Source organism: Falsiroseomonas algicola, assembly GCF_011040385.1.
Lineage (GTDB): Bacteria > Pseudomonadota > Alphaproteobacteria > Acetobacterales > Acetobacteraceae > Falsiroseomonas > Falsiroseomonas algicola.
The window spans coordinates 12,712-29,213 of sequence record NZ_JAAIKB010000008.1 but is presented as its reverse complement, the minus strand read 5'-3'; the positions used below and the strand labels follow the sequence as shown (position 1 = coordinate 29,213).

Below are 16,502 nucleotides of genomic sequence, written 5' to 3'. Positions count from 1 at the left end.
GGACTCTTGCGGGCCTGACTCTTGCGGGGCAGGGCGCGGCGGGGGACAAATCCCCCATGACCGAGACCCTTCCCCCCCTCCTCCTCATCGGCTGCGGCAAGATGGGCGGCGCCATGCTCGCGGGCTGGCGAGAGAAGGGGCTCGGCGAGACGATCATCGTCGATCCCTTCGCCACCGGCCCCTTCCCGGGCGCGACCCTGCTGCGGGACGTGGCGGAGATCCCGGCAGGCTTCGCCCCCGCCGCCGTGATCCTGGCCACCAAGCCGCAGGAAGCGGCCGCGACCCTGCCGCTGCAGGCGCGCTTCGCGGGCTCGGCCGTCTTCGTCTCCATCATGGCCGGCAAGACGGTCGCCTTCATGCAGGGGCTGCTGGGGCAGGGGGCGGCGGTGGTCCGCGCCATGCCGAACACGCCGGCCGCCGTGCGGCAGGGCTTCACCGTGGCCTTTGCGGCGCCTGCCGTCTCCGCCACGCAGCGGGCGCTCGCCGATACGCTGCTGGCCGCGACCGGGGAGATCGCCTGGGTGGAGGAGGAAGGGCTGCTCGACCCCGTCACGGCGGTGTCGGGCGGCGGCCCGGCCTATGTCTTCCTGCTGGCGGAGCTGCTGGAGCGCGCGGCGATCGAGCAGGGCATCCCGGCCGACCTCGCCCGCCGCATGGCCCGCAGCACCGTCGCGGGATCGGGCGCGCTGCTGGCGGCCAGTACGGAGGATGCGGCGCAGCTCCGCAAGAACGTCACCAGCCCCAAGGGCACGACGGAGCGCGCGCTGGCGGTGCTGATGGAGGAGGCGGCCTGGCCCGGCCACATCTCCCGCGCCATCGCGGCCGCCACGGCGCGGTCACGCGAACTCGCGGGCTAGATTCCCATTGGCGAGCGCGCCCGGCGCCCCCACCATCAGGGGCATGGACACGCCCGGCACTCCTGACTCCCGCCTTCTCGATGGCCTCTTCGCCGTGATCGCGGATCACGGCTGGCGGGGCGTCACCCTTGGCCGCCTGGCCACCGCCTCCGGCCTTCGCGCCGGGGAGTTGGCGCGACGCTTTCCCTCCCGCCTCGACCTGCTGCGGCTGCACGCCGATACCGTCGCCGACACCGTGGCGACCGGCACGGTGCCGGGGCAGGGCGGCACGCCACGGGACCGGCTGTTCGACGTGGTGATGCGGGGCATCGATGCGCTGGTCCCGCATCGCGCCGGCATGCTGCGCCTGGCCAACGACATGTGGACGGACCCGGTGCTGGCCGTCGCCATGGGGCCGGTCCTGCACGGGACCATGAAGCGCTTCCTGGATGCGGCGGAACTCGATTCGACCGGGGTGCAGGGCAACCTCCGCGCCGCCGGCCTCACCGGCGTCTGGTTCGCCACCATCCGCGCCTGGTCCAAGGACGAGACCACGGACATGGCCGCCACCATGGCGGCGCTGGACAAGGCACTGGACCGCGCGGAGCAGACCGCGCGCAGCCTGAATCTGGAGGCCGGCGACCTGGCCCCGCCATCGGCCGACGGCGCCTCACCGGACAGCTTCACCTGACCAACCCTGCCATTTTTGTGCACTGCACAAAAAACGCTGTTACACGCACGGCGTGTGGACTATAGAACCGCCCATCGAACCAACCGTGAGGAGCGCGTCCCATGTCCGATCGCTTTGGCATGAAGCCCGACGAGATGATGAAGATGCTGGCGGAGTTCCGCCTGCCCGCCATGCCGGACCTGGAGGGCCTGGCCCAGGCCCAGCGCCGTAACCTGGAGGCGCTCTCCGCCGCCAACCGCGTGGCGCTGGAAGGCGCGCAGGCCGTCGCCCGCCGCCACATGGAGATCATGCAGTCCTCCATGGCCGAGATGACGGATGCCATGCGCGCCATGGCGGGCAATGAAAGCCCGCAGGCCCGCGCCGCCAAGCAGGCCGAGATGCTGAAGGCCGCCTATGAGAAGGCCGTGGCGAACATGAAGGAGGTCGCGGACCTCATCCAGAACAGCAATGCCGAGGCGCTTGGCCTGCTGAACAAGCGCTTCGCCGAGGCGATGGATGAGGTGAAGTCGCTCGTCGCCAAGGGCGCGGGGAAGTAACTCTCGCCTGACGATGATCCGGGGCCGGCGGGCCCTGGCGGCCGGGGCGGGAGATCGCAGCATCCCCCCCCGGCCGACCAAGCCACTGCATCGAGTGAGGCGGTGGCTCGATCAGATGTCGAGAATGCTCCAACTCGTGCCGGGATTGCCGAGGGAGCCGCCGCCGATGACGGAGGTTCCGTTCATCAGCCAGAGCACGACGCTGCCATCGCTGCCGCGCCACATCAGGTCGTCACGGCCATCGCCGTTGTAGTCATCGGTGTGATCAACGGTCCATGCATTGCCGGGATTGCCGACGAAGCCACCGCCGGCGACGCTGGTGCCGTTCATGTACCAGAAGACCAGGCTGCCATCCGCGCCGCGCCACAGGATGTCATCGCGGCCATCACCGTTGAAGTCGCCAGTGCCGCGGATCTGCCAGTCGGGACCTGGATTGGTGACCAGGCCGCCGCCCGTCACGGCGCTGCCGTCCATCGTCCAGATGGCGACCGAACTGTCGATGTTGCGCCAGATGATGTCGGCGCGCCCATCCCCGTTGAAGTCGCCGGCGCCCGCGATCTGCCAAGCGGTGCCGGGATTGCCCACGAAGCCGCCGCCGGCCACGCGCCCGGCTTCGATCGTCCATATCACCACACCGCCATCGGCGTTGCGCCAGAGCAGGTCATCCTGGCCATTGCCGTTGAAGTCCGCGGTCAGACTGATCGTCCAGTCCAGCGACACGGCGCCAAGCGTCCCACCGCCGCCGAAGGCCCCGCCGGTCAGGCCGCGGATCTCGACTGATCCGTCCACCCGCCGGCCGACGATGTCATCCTGCCCGTCGCCGTTGAAATCGCCGGTCATCAGTGGCGTGAAGAAATTACCCGTCTGGATAAGCCCCGTCACCGGATTGCCCGTGCCGAGCACGGAAGCGCCATTCATGAACCACTGGATGACGGTACCGCCCGGTCCCCACCACACGACATCTTCGATGACAGGCAGGCCGGTCCGGCTGGCGAGCGACATGGGCGATCGAGTCCACTGTTGGGTAGATTGTTGCGATAGATTTATGAGTGCTGAAATGATGCTCATACGTCAATCGGCCGATGCCAACGCAAGTTTTCACGCCGGCGTGAGGTGTCAGACCGGCAGCCTGACGCGCGCGCGCAACCCGCCTAGGGGGCTGTCCTCCAGCACGATGTCGCCGCCATGCGCCCGCGCGATGTCCCGTGCGATGGCCAAGCCGAGCCCCGTGCCGCCCGCCGACAGCGTGGCAAACGGCCGGAAGGCTTCCTCCCGCTGCGCCTCCGGGATGCCCGGCCCATCGTCATCCACCGTGACCTGCGCCCAGAGCCCGGCCTCCGCCCGCGGCAGGGCGGCGACGCTGACGGCGATGCGGCGCGCATGCTTGCGCGCATTGTCCAGCAGGTTGGCGAGGCAGCGGCGCAGCGCATCCTGGCGGAGCGGCACGATGAGTTCCGACGGCGCCTCCACCGCCACCTCCGCCCCGTCCCGCCGCGCCTTCTGCGCGACGTCCCGGACGATGCCGGCGAGGTCGGTGGGCTTGGCCTGCTCCTGCCCCTCGCCACGCGCGAAGGCGAGGTAGGAGGCGACCATGCGCTCCATCTCCTCCAGATCCTCCGTCAGCGCGGCGATGTCCTCCTCCTCCTCCTCCGTCCGCGGCAGCACGGCGAGGCCGAGGCGCATGCGGGTCAGCGGCGTCCGCAGGTCGTGGCTGATGCCGGCCAGCATGTCCGTGCGCTGGGCGACGAAGCGGCGGATGCGTTCCTGCATGCGGTTGAAGGCGGCCGCGGCCTGGCGGACCTCCGCCGCGCCCTCCGGCTTCATGGGCCCGATGTCGCGGCCGAGCCCGAAAGCCTCCGCCGCGCCGGCTAGCCGACGGATGGCGCGCACCTGGTTCTTCATGAACAGCGCCGCCACGCCGAACAGCAGCAGGGAGGAGCCGACCAGCCAGATGAAGAAGAGGTAGAGCGTGCCGGTGAAGAGCCGCTTGCGCGGTGCCTCCACATGCAGGACGCCGTCGGGCAGCTGGATGCGGATGATCACGCTGCGGCGGTCCGACTGCCAGTCGGCGTCGAAGGGCCGCCGCACGCGCTCCGCCATCGCATGGGCCAGGTCCTCCTCCAGCGGCAGCAGGGGGAGGGAGGCGCCGCGGTCCGGCGTGCGGCCGAGACTGGCGCCGGCCTCGAAGGCCATGTTCAGGTCGAGCCGCCAGGCGCTTTCCCGGAACAGCCAGGCGCGCTCCTCCGGCTCCGGATGGCGCTGCATCTGCTCGATCACCATGCCGATCTCGCCGGCGACGCCGCTGGCCAGGCGGCGGGAGATGACGTCGAGGTGCCCGCCATAGAAGAGCTGCAAGGCGACGCCCTGCAGGATCAGCAGCGGCAGCAGGATGATCAGCAGCGACCGGCCGAGCAGCCCACGCGGCACCAGCGCGCGGAACAGGCGGCCGAGCGGCGCGGCCGGCCTGGCCTTCACGGTCCCGCTGCCGATCGCACCCTCGCTCACCGGCCGGGGCTCACAGGCGGGGGCTCACAGGCCGGGCCGCAGCACGTAGCCGCGGTGGCGCACCGTCTGCACGAAGCGCGGCTCCCGCGGGTCCGGTTCGATCTTGCGACGCAGTCGCGTTACCTGCACGTCGATCGCCCGCTCGCCGGCTTCGGGGGTGCCGAGCGCGGTGGCGATCTCCTCCCGGCTCAGCACCTCGTTCGGACGCTGCGCGAGGGCGAGCAGCAGGGCCTGTTCGCCGCCGGTCAGGCGGACCACGCCTTCCGGCCCCCGGAGCTCGGCGCGCTGCACATCGAACCAGCGGCTGCCGATCTGGATGGGGCCCGTGCTCGATTCGGGCGGCGGCGGCGGGGGCGCGGCGCGGCGGAGGATGGTGCGGATGCGCAGCGCCAGCTCGCGCGGGTCGAAGGGCTTCGCCAGGTAGTCGTCGACGCCGGTCTCGAAGCCCGCCACGCGGTCATCCGGCGCGCCGCGGGCGGTCAGCATCAGGATCGGCACTTCGGGGCCGTCGCGGCGCAGGCTTTCCGTGAGTTCGAGCCCGCTTTCGCCGGGCATCATCACGTCCAGCACCATCAGGTCGAAGCTGACGGCGGCGAGCGCCCGGCGGGCCGCGGCGGCATCGGCCGCGGCGGTCACGCGGAAGCCCTGTTCGGTCAGGAAGCGCTGCAGCAACGCGCGCAGCCGCGCATCGTCATCGACGACGAGGAGATGAGGGGCATCCGTCGCGGCGCTCATCGTGAAGGATCGGACTCCAGCCTCTCGAGCGCAGCCCGGGCATCGGCGCCCATCAATCCCCGCATGACGCGCCGGAAACCCTCCACCGCCTGGGGGCCGGCCTCCCGGTAGGCGCGCATGACCGTGTCCCGCTGCCGTTCGAAAAGCTGGCGTTCCAGCGCCGCGCCTTTCTCGGTCAGGGAAAGCAGGCGCTGGCGCCGGTCGCTGCGGCCGGGGCTCTGGGTGACGAAGCCATCCTCCACCAGCGGCGTCAGCACGCGGCCGAGCGACTGCTTGGTGATGCCGAGGATGCCGAGCAGGTCGCCCACCGTGATGCCGGGGCGGCGGCCCACGAAGTGCAGCACGCGGTGATGGGCGCGGCCCATGTCGAGCCCCGCCAGGATCGCATCGGCGCCCGCGGTGAAATCCCGGTAGCCGAAGAAGAGGAGATCCTGCGCCAGGCGCAACTCCTCCTCCCGCAGGAACAGCAGGTTGCGCCCGGCGGGCGGCCCGCTCCCCGGATGTCCTTCGGGTGATCCGCGTGCGGCGATCTCAGGATCCAGCGGCATGGGTGGTCAGCGTTCCCCTCAGCCCCGCTATCCGGTCGCGGATCCCGGCATGGCGGGACAGCGATTCCGTCGCGCGGCATTCCCCACGCGATATAGGGCAAGGGACGCGCGGGGAGTAGCGATGGAGGAGCTGTCAATCTTGCCCATTGCACGACCTGCCCATAATGGCACGGTCGGGGCGGCATGCCGCCACCATCAGCCACCGTCGCGATGCATAGGGCCCTTCACATCCGGACCAATCTCAGCGACATTATTAACAATTGCGTGATCATCCCGCGATTGTCGTGATATTTGCGTTACCGGCAAGCAAGGCGCCGGCGTTGCAAGGGAACTGGCCGGAATGGCGCTGAGGTTGCGGAGCGCGCGAACGAGTGATGCGGTAGCGATCGCGGAACTTCACATCGCGTCATGGCGTGACGCCTACCGGGGCGTTCTTTCCCCCGATTTCCTGGCGACGAGCATCGAGACTGAATTCAACACCCACTGGCAGGCGGCGCTCACCGGCCGCCGCCGTCCGGGCGCGGTGGTCGTGGCCATGGCGGGCCGCCACCTCGCCGGCTTCACGGCAGCCTGGCGGGAAGGCGTGAACTGCCACGTGGACAACCTGCATGTGCGCCCCGGCATGCGGAATGCCGGCATCGGCCGTGCCCTGCTGGGCTTCGCCGCGCAGCGGCTGCAGGACCAGGGGGCGGTATCCGCCGACCTCTGGGTCTTCGCGGCCAACCAGGGGGCGGCGCGATTCTACCTGTCGCTCGGTGCCGAGGTGGAGGCGCCGGTGGCGCGGGAGACCTACGGCCAGACGGTGACCGAACGCCGGATGTACTGGCCCAGCATCAGCGCGCTGATCGCCGCCTGCGCGCGGTGAGGATCCGGCCCGCTGGTCCGGAGGACGCGCCCGCGGTCGCCGCGCTGCTGGCGGCGTCCTGGCAGGATGCCTACGCCGCCCTGCTGCCGGCGGCGGTGCTGGACAGGATGGCGGAGAGAATCCTGCCGGAATGGCAGGCATTGCTCGCCGCACCGCCGGGGATCGTCCTGCTGGCGGAGAAGGACGGGGAGCCGCTCGGCGTGGCGGCCATCTGGCTTCGGGGCGAGGAAGCCTATCTCGACAGCCTGCATGTCGCGCCGGGCGGCCGCGGGGGCGGCCTCGGCCGGCATCTGCTGGCGGCCGCGATGCGGGAGGCCATCGCCGCCGGTGCAAGGCGGGCGGCGCTGCGCGTGATCGAGGGGAATGCGGGCGCGATGCGCTTCTACGAGCGCCTCGGCGCCCGACCTGTCGCAGAGGAGACAGGCGAGGTCGCGGGGCATCCCGTGCGACTGCTCCGCCTCCATGTCGACGATCTGGAGGCGTTGGCCGCGGCGGGCTGAAAGCGTGCTTGCCGGCAGACGGCAGGCCCGGCTATCGTCCGGCCCGGAACATTAAGGGAACATTCATGTCCATCCGCGACGTTGCCGAGGCCTTCGCACAGCTCTGCCGGGAGGGCCGGCATGAGGAAGCCGGGGAGCGATTCTGGGCGGAGACGGTGGTGAGCCGTGAAGCCATGGAGGGCCCCATGGCCATGCTGAGCGGCCGCGCCGCGGTGAAGGCCAAGTCCGACTGGTGGTACGCGAACCATGAGGTGCATGAGGTCACGACGGAGGGCCCCTTCATCCATGGCGACCAGTTCGCGCTGCGCTTCACCATGGACATCACGGCGCGGGACAGCGGCCAGCGCATCAAGGCGACGGAAATCGGCCTCTACACCGTGGCCGATGGCAAGGTGGTGGAGGAGCGCTTCTTCTACTGAGCCTGGCCGGCAGGCCGGCGGGGCAGCAGCGCCAGCCCCACGGCCAACGGCAACAGCCAGGCGATGCGCGCCTGGTAGCGGTGGTGCGGCTTGGAGAGCGCGCCAGTCGCCACTGCATTGGCCAGCAGCGCCACCAATGCGACGGCCAGCAGCGCCGACCCCGCGCCGCCCCGGCGCAGGCCGCGGCGCCAGATCAGCCACGGCGCCAGCAGGAACGCGGCAGCCAGCACGGGCAGATGCGGCAGCAGGAAGGGCTCGGCCAGGGCCGGCAGCGTGCTGCGCATCTGCGCGCCGGCATCGAAGGCGGCCAGTTCCTCCGGCGGGAAATAGCCGGCGATGGCGCGGCGGGCGGAGAGCACGAGGTGGTCATCCACCAGCGTGTCGCCCACCGCCGTCTTCAGAAGCTGCGCGACCGCATTCCGCATCGCGGCCAGAGCGACCTCTCCCGGGTGGGTGGCGAGGGTCTCGGCGATGATGGCCTGGGCTTCCCGGGCGCCCTGCATGGCGCCCATGGGCCTCGGCGTGCCGTCGGGCTCGGTGTTCAACGGGCTGCCGGGGTCCCAGAGGAACTCATCGCTGTCGATCGGCAGCCGGTCCGCGAAGGCGCAGAGATGCCACCCTGCCTCCGGGCAGCGATCGCGGATCACGGCGGCCGCCGGCCCATCCGCCTGCAGGCGCGCCAGCAGGAAGGCCGCGCCATGGGGTGAAGGCGTGAAGCGGTCGAAGGCGACCAGGTTCGCCAGGCACAGCAGCAGCACCGCCAGCACCGCCGGCACGGTGGCCCGGATCACCGGCCCGATCCGCCAAGCCAGGATCGCCATCACCACCAGCACCGCCGCTACGGTCGGCAGGTGTGACAGGTGGGCAGCGATCCCAAGCGTGGCGATGCCACCCACCCACAGCGATTCGCGAACCGAAAGCCCGCCGAAGCCCAGCAGGAACAGCGCCAGCGGCACCAGCGCCGTGAAGGCATCCGGCATCAGCGTCGCCAGGAACCAAGGTGCCGAGGTCAGCCCCGCAATCCCCGCGCAGACCAGCAGGTGCCAGCCCATCCCCGCCCGCCCGCGCACCGCCCGCTGCGCCAGCCAGACCAGGTGGGAGGCGATCAGCCCCTGCGCGACCATGGGGCCCCAGAGAGACCGCTCCCAGTGGAACAGGTGCAGGAAGGGGCCATAGGCCTGGGTCTTGTCCCAGGGCACCTCAGGTGCCGTGGTGTGCAGAAGGTAGGAGACGGTGTCGATGAAGACGAGCGGGTAGTGGTTCAGCGCCGCCGGCCAGACCAGTGCCGCGCCGCCCAGCAGCACGGCGATCAGCGCGATCACGCGCGCCTCGGCAGCAGCGCCAGCCCCGCGATGACCGGCATGAGCCAGAGGATCCGCGCCTCGTAGCGCAGATGCGGCTTGGACAGCGCGCCGGTCGCGAAGGCATTGGCGGAGACGCCGACGAGGACGCCGAGCACCAGGCCGAGGCGGCGCAACTCGCCCGCCCGCGCCGCCCGCCACCAGGCCAGCAGCGCCAGCGCCGCCCCCAGCAGCAGCACGGGGGCATGCGGCAGCAGGAAGGGGGCAGCGGCCGCTGGCAGCAGGCCACGCGATTGCAGCGCGCCGTCATAGGCGGCGAGTTCGCGGGCCGGGAAGGCCTCCGCGATGCGCGGCCGGACCGCAGCCGCGAGGTGGCTGTCCACCAGCGTGTCGCCGGCCAGGGCGAGCGTGAACTGGCGGAACGTGTTGCCGATCATGGCGACCGCGACCTCGAGGGGGCGGGTCCGCAGCGTCTCCCCCACGATCGCGCCGGCCTCCGCGGAAAGCAGTGCCCCGCCGAGGAAGCGGGGCGTGCCGTCCGGCGCGCGGTTCACGGGGCTGTCGACCTCCCAGAGGAAGGCGTCGCTGTCCATCGGCAGGCGGTCGGCGAAGGCGCAGAGATACCAGCCGGACTCCGGGCAGCGGTCCCGGATGACGGCGGCGGCCGGGCCATCGGCCTGCAAGCGCGCCAGCGCGAAGGTGGCACCATGCGGCGACAGCGCCGCCTTGCCATGCAGCACGGCATTGCTGGCCATGAGCACCAGAACCGCCACGGCGATGGGCGCCGCCACGCGCAGGACCGGCACGACCCGCCGCGCGACCAGCGCCACCAGCACCACGATCGCGGCGGCCAGTGGCAGATGCGACAGGTGGGCGGCGATGCCCAGCGCCGCGACCAGGCCGAGCCAGATCGCCTCCGCCCCCGAAAGCCGGTCCCGCGCGAAACCGAGCAGCAGCAGGGCCAGCAGCACGGCGGGGGCGAAGACATCCGGCATCAGCAGCGCGATGGTGAAGGGCGCCGTGGTCAACGCCGCCGCGCCCGCGCAGGCCAGCAGGTGCACGCCGCCGGATGCCGCCCCGCGCAGCGCACGCTGCGCCAGCCAGAGCAGGTGGGACAGCAGCAGCCCCTGCGCCAGCACCGGGCCCCAGAGCGAGATGCGCCAATGGAAGAGGTGGAGCAGCGGCCCGTAGACATGCGGCTTGTCCCAGATCACCAGCGGGCCGGAAGGCGGCGGCGCGGTCTGGTGCAGGAAGGCGCCGGTGTCGCTGAAGACCAGCGGATAACCATTGAGGAAGGCGGGCCAGACCAGCAGCAGGGCACCCAGCATCAGCCAGGCGAGGCCAGCCAGGCGGCCGGTCAACGCCCCAGCTGCCAGCGGGCGCTGGCCGCGTCGTCGCTGGCCTTGGCCTCCACCCAGCGGGACCCGCCGCCGGTGAATTCCTCCCGCTTCCAGAAGGGGGCGCCGGTCTTCAGCCAGTCGATCAGGAAGGCGCAGGATTCGAGCGCCGCGGCGCGGTGGGCGGAGGCCGTGAGCACCAGCACGATGCCCTCGCCTGGCAGGATTCGGCCGACGCGGTGGATCACGGTGCAGCCCGTCAGCGGCCAGCGGGCGCAGGCCTCGGCGGCGATCTTCGTGAGAGCCCGCTCCGTCATGCCGGGGTAGTGTTCCAGTACCAGGGCAGAAAGGCCGTCATCGCCCCGGCAGACGCCCACGAAGCTGGCGATGCCGCCGACATCGACGCGGCCCTCGGACAGGCGCGCGGTTTCCGCCGCCAGGTCGAAGCCCGCCTCCTGCACCCTGACCAGCGGGGTCACGGCGTCCATGCTCAGCCGCCGGTCACGGGCGGGAAGAAGGCGACCTCGTCGCCCGGCGCCACCGGCGCGTCGGGCGGCGCGAAGTCCTGGTTCACCGCCGCGCGCACCTGGCGCGGATCGGCGAAGGCCGTCGCGTGGCCGGGGCCGCGCGTCGCCAGCCAGGCGACCAGCCCGGCCACGTCGCGCACCTCGGCGGGCGGGGAGACCTCCTCCTCCGCCAGCCCGATCCGCTGCCGCACCCAGGCGAAGTAGAGGATCTTCAATCCGCCACCCTGTCCCTCAATTCGGCACGATGCGGGTGCTGGTGCGGCCATCCGGGCCGATCCAGGTCTCCACATTGCCGTCCCGCACCACGGCGCCACCGCCCTGCGGGCCGGTATAGCCCTGGACGCGCGGGGTGCCGGCCGTGCCGGTGACCGCCTGGCCGGAGGGCGTGGTCAGCGCCCGGCCCTCGACGCGGGGCGGGGGCGAGGAGAGCGCGCCAGGCGCGGCCGGCGTCGCCGGGCTGCGGGCGAAATCGCCGGGGGCGCCGAGGCTGCCGGGCGGGGTGGAGGAGCCGCGCCGAGTCGGCCGCGGCTGGTCGCCCGGCGTCGGCACCGGGGAGGTTGCCGGCGCCGCCCCGTCGATCAGGGCGGGGCGATAGGCCGGGATGTTGCGCATCGCCTCATCAGGGCCGCCGAGCAGCGTCGGGCGCGGCGCTTCCTCGGCCGGCCAGACATTGCCGGCCTCCGGCACCAGCGGCTCCACGGCCGGGTTGCCGCCGCGCACGCGCTGCACCGTCAGGCTGTCGGAGGCGACGACGTTGGTCGGCCCCATGAAGGGGGACCAGAGGCTGTCGAAGCCGGCCGAGAGGCTGGAGCCGACCGAGGAGAGGTCGCCCGAGCAGGCCGTGGCCAGCAGCGCCAGCCCCAGCATGGGGGAGGGCAGCCGCCGGCGGGGTGCGGCGGGGAGGGTGGTCGAAGGGGCGGCGGCCATGACGGCTCCCGTGATCGCGGTGTTCGGGGCGAAGATGCGCTGCACCATGCCAAGCCTCAAGGGGCAAGCCACCTGGGGGCGAGGACCATCAGTGCAACGGCGTCTGCGCGGGCTGGGCGCCAGCTTCGGCATGGATATCGCGGGGCGCCTCCCGCGGTGCGGCGCCCCCCGTGACATGACGCAGCCCGGCCTGAAGGTAGTCCCAACCCGTCAACAAGGTCAGAACGGCGGCGGTCCAGAGCATGAGTTCGCCGATGAGGGAGACCGGCAGCCAGCCCAGCCAGACCAGCGGCGCCGCCGAATCGCCGGCCAGCAGGGTGCCGAGCGCGCCCATCTGGAAGCCGGTCTTCCATTTCGCGAGCTTGGTCACCGGCAGGCCGAGCGACAGGCCCGCCAGGTATTCGCGCAGCCCGCTGACCAGGATCTCCCGCAGCATGATGACGATGGCGGGGAAGAGGCCGAAATCGGTCAGCCGCCCCATGCCGGCCAGCAGCATCAGCGCGGCGCCGACCAGCAGCTTGTCCGCGATCGGGTCCAGCATGCGGCCGAAATCGCTGATCTGCTTGCGGGACCGTGCCAGCTTGCCGTCGAAATAATCGGTGATGGCGGCCGCGGAGAAGATCACGCAGGCCGCCAGGTCCGCCCAGGGTTCGCGGATGGCGGCGAAGATCACCAGCAGCGGGATCGCCGCGATGCGCGACAGCGTCAGCAGGTTGGGCAGGTCTGTCGGCACGCGATCATCCAGCCCCTGGAGGGGTGCAGTGCAGGGGGGGAGAGACGGGGCGAGGGGTCATGCGTTCCCCATCCTACCCGTCCCGGCGCCCGGGTGGAAATGCCCATGGATGCGGCGCGCCACGGCGGGGCCGATTCCCGGGCAGTTCTCCAGATCCTCGAGCCCCGCCATGCGCACCCCGCGGGCCGAGCCGAAATGGTTGAGCAGCTTCCGCTTGATGGCCGCACCCACCCCCGGCACGTCATCCAGTTCCGACCGCACCATGGCCTTGGACCGGCCGGCACGGTGGGTGGTGATGGCGAAGCGGTGGGCCTCGTCCCGCAGGCGTTGCAGGTAATAGAGGACGGCATCGCGCGGCGGCAGCTGGAAGGGCGCCTTGCCGGTCTGGTGGAACCATTCCCGCCCGGCATCGCGGTCCGGCCCCTTGGCGATGCCGACCAGCGGGATGTCGTGCAGCCCCATCTCGTTGAGGATGTCGCGCGCCGCGGAAAGCTGCCCGGCGCCGCCATCGATCAGCACCAGGTCGGGCCAGCCCTCGCCTTCCCGCCCCGGATCCTCCTTCAGCGCACGACCGAAGCGGCGCTCGAAGACCTCCCGCATCATGGCGAAGTCGTCGCCCCCGGTGGGGGTCACGCCCGGAGTGCCCGCCGCCGGACCCTTGATGCCGTATTTCCGGTAGGCCGATTTCAGGAAACCCGAGGGTCCGGCCGCGACCATGACGCCATAGGCGTTGGTGCCCATGGTGTGGCTGTTGTCGTAGATCTCGATCCGCTCCGGCGTGTCCGGCAGGTCGAAGACCCGCGCGACGCCGGAGAGCAGGTCGGCCTGGGCCGCACCTTCCGCCATGCGGCGCTCGATCGCCTCCCGCGCATTGGTGGCGGCGTGGTCCACGGCCGATTTCTTCTCGCCGCGCTGCGGGCGGTGGATCTCCACCTTGCGGCCGGCCTTGAGGCTGAGGGCCTCCGTCAGCAGCGCCTCATCCGCGGGATCGTGGCTGACCAGCACGAGGGGCGGCGGGGGCAGGTCGTCATAGAGCTGGCCGAGGAAGGCGCCCAGCAGCTCCTCCGGTGGCTGTTCCGACTTGGCGTGGGACAGGAAGAAGGGCCGGTTGCCGTTGTTGCGGCCGCCCCGGAAGAAGAAGACCTGGACGCAGGACTGCCCCGCCATCTGGTGCAGCGCCACCACATCGGCGTCGTTCACGCCATCGAGGTTGATGCGGTCCTTGCCCTGCACATGGGTCAGGCCCCGGATGCGGTCGCGGATGCTGGCCGCGCGCTCGAACTCCAGCCGTTCCGCCGCCTCCTCCATCTCCCTGGCCAGGCGCTTCTGGATGGAGGGGATGCCGCCGGAGAGGAACTCCTTCGCCTCCCGCACCAGGGCGCCGTAATCCTCCCGGCTCACCCGCTCCACGCAGGGGGCGGAGCAGCGCTTGATCTGGTGCAGCAGGCAGGGGCGGGACCGGCTGTCGAAGACCGTGTCGCGGCAGGAGCGCAGCAGGAACACGCGCTGCAGCGCGGTCAGCGTCTGGTTCACCGCCCAGACGCTGGCGAAGGGACCCCAGTAGCTCGCGCCCTTCCGCCTCTCCCCGCGATGCTTGGCGATCTGGGGGTAGGGGTGGTCCTCCGTCATGACCAGCCAGGGGTAGGATTTGTCGTCCCGCAGCACGATGTTGAAGCGCGGCCGCAACTTCTTGATGAGGTTGGCCTCGAGCAGCAGGGCCTCGGCCTCGCTCGCGGTGGTGATGACCTCCATGCGCCGCGTCTCGAACACCATGCGGCGCAGGCGTTCGGGCAGGCGGGCCACTTGGGTATAGGCCACCACGCGCTTCTTCAGGCTGCGCGCTTTGCCGACATAGAGGGCATCGCCCTTGGCATCGAGCATTCGGTAGACGCCCGGCGCCAGCGGCAGGGTGCGCAGCGTCGCCTCGATCACCTCCACGCCCTGCATGACGGGGGTGGCGGTGGTCTCCTCGATGTCCGGTGCGGGAGGGTCTTCGGGCTCGTTCATGGCGTTCGGCTAGGGCGTTCAGATGGGGATGGGCAGGGCTTGCGACGATGGGTGAAGCACCCCTGAAGGCCGCGCCAGCTTGTCCACCGATCCTGTGGAGAACTCTGTGGAAGAGTGGCGCCGAGAGGGGCGGAAATGGCCGTCATCCGCCAGTCACATAGCATTGCCTAGTTTCTGGGCGTTTTTGTTAAGTTATTGATTTACCATATTTTAAGGATTGCAGCGCTGCAGTGGACGCCGTCAAGCCCATCTTCTGCATTGACACGGAAATCGGAACTCGCGCGGTCGTGAGCGCAGTGGAAAAGTCACGCGACAAACCCTTGCGCAGGCGACAAAGATTCGATCAGGCGCCCCGCACCCGCTCCACCACGACGCCGACTGAGGCGACGTCGGGGAAGGCGTCGGGCTTCTCTACCGTCACCCGGGCGCGCTCCACCCGGGCATCGGCCAGCGCCGCCAGGGCGACCCGCTCCGCCAGGGTCTCCACCAGCAGGACATGGCCCGCCGCCACCACCTCCCGCGCCGTCTCGACCAGGCGGGCGTAGTCCACCACCCGGCGGAAATCATCCGGGCCGACCGCCGCCGGCGCGGCATCGTCCTGCACCACCAACTCCACCCCCAGCACGATGCGCTGCGGCCCGGCCTTCTCATGCGCATGGATGCCGAGCCGCGCCATCAGCTCCAGCCCCCGGACGAAGACCACGCGGCGTCCGGATTCGGCCTGGGGGGCATAGATCATTCGGCGATCTCCGCGGCGCCCGCTGTCGGCGCCCATTGCAGGTGCTGACCGCCATCGAGCGCGATCATCTGCCCGGTCATGGCGGGCAGGGCCAGGATGGCGAGCACCGCGCGCGCCACCTCCTCGGCACTCGTCCCATGCCGCAGTGGCACGGAGGCGCATTGCCGGTCGAACTGCGCCTGGCTCTGCCGGGGCGAGGGCATGGCGGGGCCGGGGCCCACGCCATTCACCCGGATGCGCGGCGCCAGCGCCAGCGCCAGCGTCTGCGTCAGGGTCCAGAGCGCGGCCTTGGAGACGGTGTAGGAGACGAAATGCGGCGTCAGGGACCAGACCCGCTGGTCCAGCAGGTTCACCACTACACCCTCCGCCCCCTTCGGCAGCCGCTTCGCGACCGCCTGCGCCAGCACGAAGGGCGCGCGCAGGTTGGGCTCCAGGTGACGGTCCCAGCTCTCCCGCGTCGCATCGTCCCATTCGTCGCGCTCGAAGGTGGAGGCGTTGTTCACCAGCACGCCGATCGGGCCGAGTGCCGCTTCCGCCGCCGGGATCAGCCCCGTCACCTCGGACTCCACCGCCAGGTCGGCCTGCAGCGCGGTGGCGCGGCGGCCCAGCGCCTGGATCCGCGCCACCGTCTCCGCCGCCTCCGCCGCGGAGGTCGCGTAGTGGATGGCGATGTCGAACCCCGCCTCGGCCAGCGCGATCGCCGTTGCCTGGCCCAGCCGCTTCGCCCCCCCGGTCACGAAGGCGGTGCGCGGGATGGACCGCGGGATGAAGTCGGAGAGGAGCATGGAGCCTCGCTGATAGCCCGCGGCGCGGGGGATGGCCAATCTTGACCCCGGCGTCGCAAGGGGCCGAAGTCCGCACGAGCTTGGGGGGAAGGCGTGATGCGCAAGGTATTGATGGTGACGATCGGCCTGCTGGCGGCGGGGCCGGCGCTGGCGCAGGGGCTGAGCCTGCCGAATCTCGGCGGCAGCCAGGGCGGCGGGCTGGGCGGTGCCCTGGGCGGCGCGCTGGGCGGGGGCCAGGGCCAGGGCGGCTCCAGCGGCCACAGCCCCGCGACCTTGTCCGCCCTGCAGGGCGTCTTCGGGCAGCAGACGCCGGAGCAGAAACGTGCCTTCTGCACCCGCGTCGCCGGCGCGGCGCGGCAATGCGGGCTGACGCTGGACATGACGGCGCTTGGCAGCTGCCTGATCCGCAGCCTGCCCGGGGAGGATTCGGCCCGCGTGGCCCGCATCGCCAATACCGCCCGCGGCAACCCCTCCGCCCTGCTGTCGGAATGCGGCCTCGGCGGGCGGTAGG

At 71.2% G+C, this 16,502-nt stretch carries 20 protein-coding genes; 7 read left to right on the top strand and 13 right to left on the bottom strand.

Going from position 1 to position 16,502, the window contains the following annotated elements:
• Window positions 1-56: 56 nt before the first annotated feature.
• The 3 genes from proC to G3576_RS18965 all read left to right on the top strand — a co-directional run bounded on the left by proC (window position 57) and on the right by G3576_RS18965 (window position 2,063).
• Complete coding sequence (gene proC, locus G3576_RS18975) at window positions 57-857, top strand: pyrroline-5-carboxylate reductase (RefSeq protein ID WP_164696013.1); 801 nt, start codon at window positions 57-59, stop codon at window positions 855-857.
• Window positions 858-900: 43 nt separating this feature from the next.
• The gene (locus G3576_RS18970; RefSeq protein ID WP_164696012.1) at window positions 901-1,527 is read left to right on the top strand and encodes a TetR family transcriptional regulator; all 627 of its coding nucleotides are present in this window, start codon (window positions 901-903) and stop codon (window positions 1,525-1,527) included.
• A gap of 101 nt (window positions 1,528-1,628) precedes the next feature.
• Window positions 1,629-2,063 carry a phasin family protein gene (locus G3576_RS18965; RefSeq protein ID WP_235952216.1) on the top strand — a complete coding sequence of 145 codons (435 nt, stop codon included), beginning with the start codon at window positions 1,629-1,631 and terminating at the stop codon, window positions 2,061-2,063.
• 111 nt (window positions 2,064-2,174) lie between these two features.
• Here the strand turns inward: G3576_RS18965 and G3576_RS18960 are convergent, their stop codons facing one another.
• Genes G3576_RS18960 through G3576_RS18945 form a run of 4 tightly spaced genes read right to left on the bottom strand, consistent with a single transcriptional unit; the run spans window position 2,175 to window position 5,851 of the window.
• Window positions 2,175-3,131 (bottom strand): FG-GAP repeat domain-containing protein, encoded by a 957-nt coding sequence (locus G3576_RS18960; protein WP_164696011.1) that lies wholly within the window; start codon window positions 3,129-3,131, stop codon window positions 2,175-2,177.
• A gap of 48 nt (window positions 3,132-3,179) precedes the next feature.
• Complete coding sequence (locus G3576_RS18955; RefSeq protein ID WP_328729357.1) at window positions 3,180-4,568, bottom strand: sensor histidine kinase; 1,389 nt, start codon at window positions 4,566-4,568, stop codon at window positions 3,180-3,182.
• Window positions 4,569-4,592: 24 nt separating this feature from the next.
• A complete protein-coding gene (locus tag G3576_RS18950; protein ID WP_164696010.1) occupies window positions 4,593-5,303 on the bottom strand; it encodes a response regulator in 711 nt (236 codons plus the stop codon).
• A complete protein-coding gene (locus G3576_RS18945; RefSeq protein ID WP_164696009.1) occupies window positions 5,300-5,851 on the bottom strand; it encodes a MarR family winged helix-turn-helix transcriptional regulator in 552 nt (183 codons plus the stop codon). Before G3576_RS18945 ends, G3576_RS18950 begins: the two co-directional genes overlap by 4 nt.
• A 340-nt stretch (window positions 5,852-6,191) precedes the next feature.
• Between G3576_RS18945 and G3576_RS18940 the strand changes: the two genes are divergently transcribed.
• From G3576_RS18940 to G3576_RS18930, 3 genes are all read left to right on the top strand, one after another.
• A complete protein-coding gene (locus G3576_RS18940) occupies window positions 6,192-6,716 on the top strand; it encodes a GNAT family N-acetyltransferase (protein WP_164696008.1) in 525 nt (174 codons plus the stop codon).
• Entirely contained in the window at window positions 6,713-7,216 is a 504-nt protein-coding gene (locus G3576_RS18935) for a GNAT family N-acetyltransferase (RefSeq protein ID WP_164696007.1), read from the top strand. The genes G3576_RS18940 and G3576_RS18935 overlap by 4 nt, the downstream gene beginning before the upstream one ends.
• 65 nt (window positions 7,217-7,281) lie before the next feature.
• A complete protein-coding gene (locus tag G3576_RS18930; protein WP_164696006.1) occupies window positions 7,282-7,635 on the top strand; it encodes a nuclear transport factor 2 family protein in 354 nt (117 codons plus the stop codon).
• Here the strand turns inward: G3576_RS18930 and G3576_RS18925 are convergent.
• From G3576_RS18925 to G3576_RS18885, 9 genes are all read right to left on the bottom strand, one after another.
• Window positions 7,629-8,957 carry a hypothetical protein gene (locus G3576_RS18925; protein ID WP_207622911.1) on the bottom strand — a complete coding sequence of 443 codons (1,329 nt, stop codon included), beginning with the start codon at window positions 8,955-8,957 and terminating at the stop codon, window positions 7,629-7,631. The two genes, G3576_RS18930 and G3576_RS18925, sit on opposite strands and share 7 nt — an antisense overlap.
• Window positions 8,954-10,297: a hypothetical protein gene (locus G3576_RS18920; RefSeq protein WP_164696005.1), complete on the bottom strand. Its 1,344-nt coding sequence runs from the start codon at window positions 10,295-10,297 to the stop codon at window positions 8,954-8,956. Before G3576_RS18920 ends, G3576_RS18925 begins: the two co-directional genes overlap by 4 nt.
• Entirely contained in the window at window positions 10,294-10,761 is a 468-nt protein-coding gene (locus G3576_RS18915; RefSeq protein ID WP_164696004.1) for a molybdenum cofactor biosynthesis protein MoaE, read from the bottom strand. The genes G3576_RS18920 and G3576_RS18915 overlap by 4 nt, the downstream gene beginning before the upstream one ends.
• Before the next feature lie 2 nt (window positions 10,762-10,763).
• Entirely contained in the window at window positions 10,764-11,015 is a 252-nt protein-coding gene (gene moaD / locus G3576_RS18910) for a molybdopterin converting factor subunit 1 (RefSeq protein WP_164696003.1), read from the bottom strand.
• A 16-nt stretch (window positions 11,016-11,031) separates the two neighbouring features.
• Window positions 11,032-11,775: a hypothetical protein gene (locus G3576_RS18905; RefSeq protein ID WP_164696002.1), complete on the bottom strand. Its 744-nt coding sequence runs from the start codon at window positions 11,773-11,775 to the stop codon at window positions 11,032-11,034.
• Between the two features lie 40 nt (window positions 11,776-11,815).
• Window positions 11,816-12,460, bottom strand: a complete 645-nt coding sequence (gene pgsA / locus G3576_RS18900; RefSeq protein ID WP_164696001.1) for a CDP-diacylglycerol--glycerol-3-phosphate 3-phosphatidyltransferase — start codon at window positions 12,458-12,460, stop codon at window positions 11,816-11,818.
• 57 nt (window positions 12,461-12,517) lie between these two features.
• Window positions 12,518-14,467 carry an excinuclease ABC subunit UvrC gene (gene uvrC / locus G3576_RS18895; protein WP_164696000.1) on the bottom strand — a complete coding sequence of 650 codons (1,950 nt, stop codon included), beginning with the start codon at window positions 14,465-14,467 and terminating at the stop codon, window positions 12,518-12,520.
• Between the two features lie 343 nt (window positions 14,468-14,810).
• Window positions 14,811-15,206: a dihydroneopterin aldolase gene (gene folB / locus G3576_RS18890; protein ID WP_164695999.1), complete on the bottom strand. Its 396-nt coding sequence runs from the start codon at window positions 15,204-15,206 to the stop codon at window positions 14,811-14,813.
• Entirely contained in the window at window positions 15,203-15,991 is a 789-nt protein-coding gene (locus G3576_RS18885; protein WP_164695998.1) for an SDR family oxidoreductase, read from the bottom strand. The genes folB and G3576_RS18885 overlap by 4 nt, the downstream gene beginning before the upstream one ends.
• 96 nt (window positions 15,992-16,087) lie before the next feature.
• On the opposite strand from G3576_RS18885, the gene G3576_RS31300 reads away from it, so the two are divergent.
• A complete protein-coding gene (locus tag G3576_RS31300) occupies window positions 16,088-16,501 on the top strand; it encodes a hypothetical protein (protein WP_207622910.1) in 414 nt (137 codons plus the stop codon).
• Window position 16,502: the final 1 nt, after the last annotated feature.

Coding starts and splice junctions, on each gene's coding strand:
- G3576_RS18940 (WP_164696008.1), top strand. CDS start 6,192: ATGGCGCTGAGGTTGCGGAGCGCGCGAACGAGTGATGCGGTAGCGATC.
- G3576_RS18885 (WP_164695998.1), bottom strand. CDS start 15,991: ATGCTCCTCTCCGACTTCATCCCGCGGTCCATCCCGCGCACCGCCTTC.
- G3576_RS31300 (WP_207622910.1), top strand. CDS start 16,088: ATGCGCAAGGTATTGATGGTGACGATCGGCCTGCTGGCGGCGGGGCCG.
- folB (WP_164695999.1), bottom strand. CDS start 15,206: ATGATCTATGCCCCCCAGGCCGAATCCGGACGCCGCGTGGTCTTCGTC.
- G3576_RS18905 (WP_164696002.1), bottom strand. CDS start 11,775: ATGGTGCAGCGCATCTTCGCCCCGAACACCGCGATCACGGGAGCCGTC.
- uvrC (WP_164696000.1), bottom strand. CDS start 14,467: ATGAACGAGCCCGAAGACCCTCCCGCACCGGACATCGAGGAGACCACC.
- G3576_RS18930 (WP_164696006.1), top strand. CDS start 7,282: ATGTCCATCCGCGACGTTGCCGAGGCCTTCGCACAGCTCTGCCGGGAG.
- G3576_RS18950 (WP_164696010.1), bottom strand. CDS start 5,303: ATGAGCGCCGCGACGGATGCCCCTCATCTCCTCGTCGTCGATGACGAT.
- G3576_RS18965 (WP_235952216.1), top strand. CDS start 1,629: ATGTCCGATCGCTTTGGCATGAAGCCCGACGAGATGATGAAGATGCTG.
- proC (WP_164696013.1), top strand. CDS start 57: ATGACCGAGACCCTTCCCCCCCTCCTCCTCATCGGCTGCGGCAAGATG.
- G3576_RS18970 (WP_164696012.1), top strand. CDS start 901: ATGGACACGCCCGGCACTCCTGACTCCCGCCTTCTCGATGGCCTCTTC.
- G3576_RS18945 (WP_164696009.1), bottom strand. CDS start 5,851: ATGCCGCTGGATCCTGAGATCGCCGCACGCGGATCACCCGAAGGACAT.
- G3576_RS18960 (WP_164696011.1), bottom strand. CDS start 3,131: ATGAGCATCATTTCAGCACTCATAAATCTATCGCAACAATCTACCCAA.
- G3576_RS18915 (WP_164696004.1), bottom strand. CDS start 10,761: ATGGACGCCGTGACCCCGCTGGTCAGGGTGCAGGAGGCGGGCTTCGAC.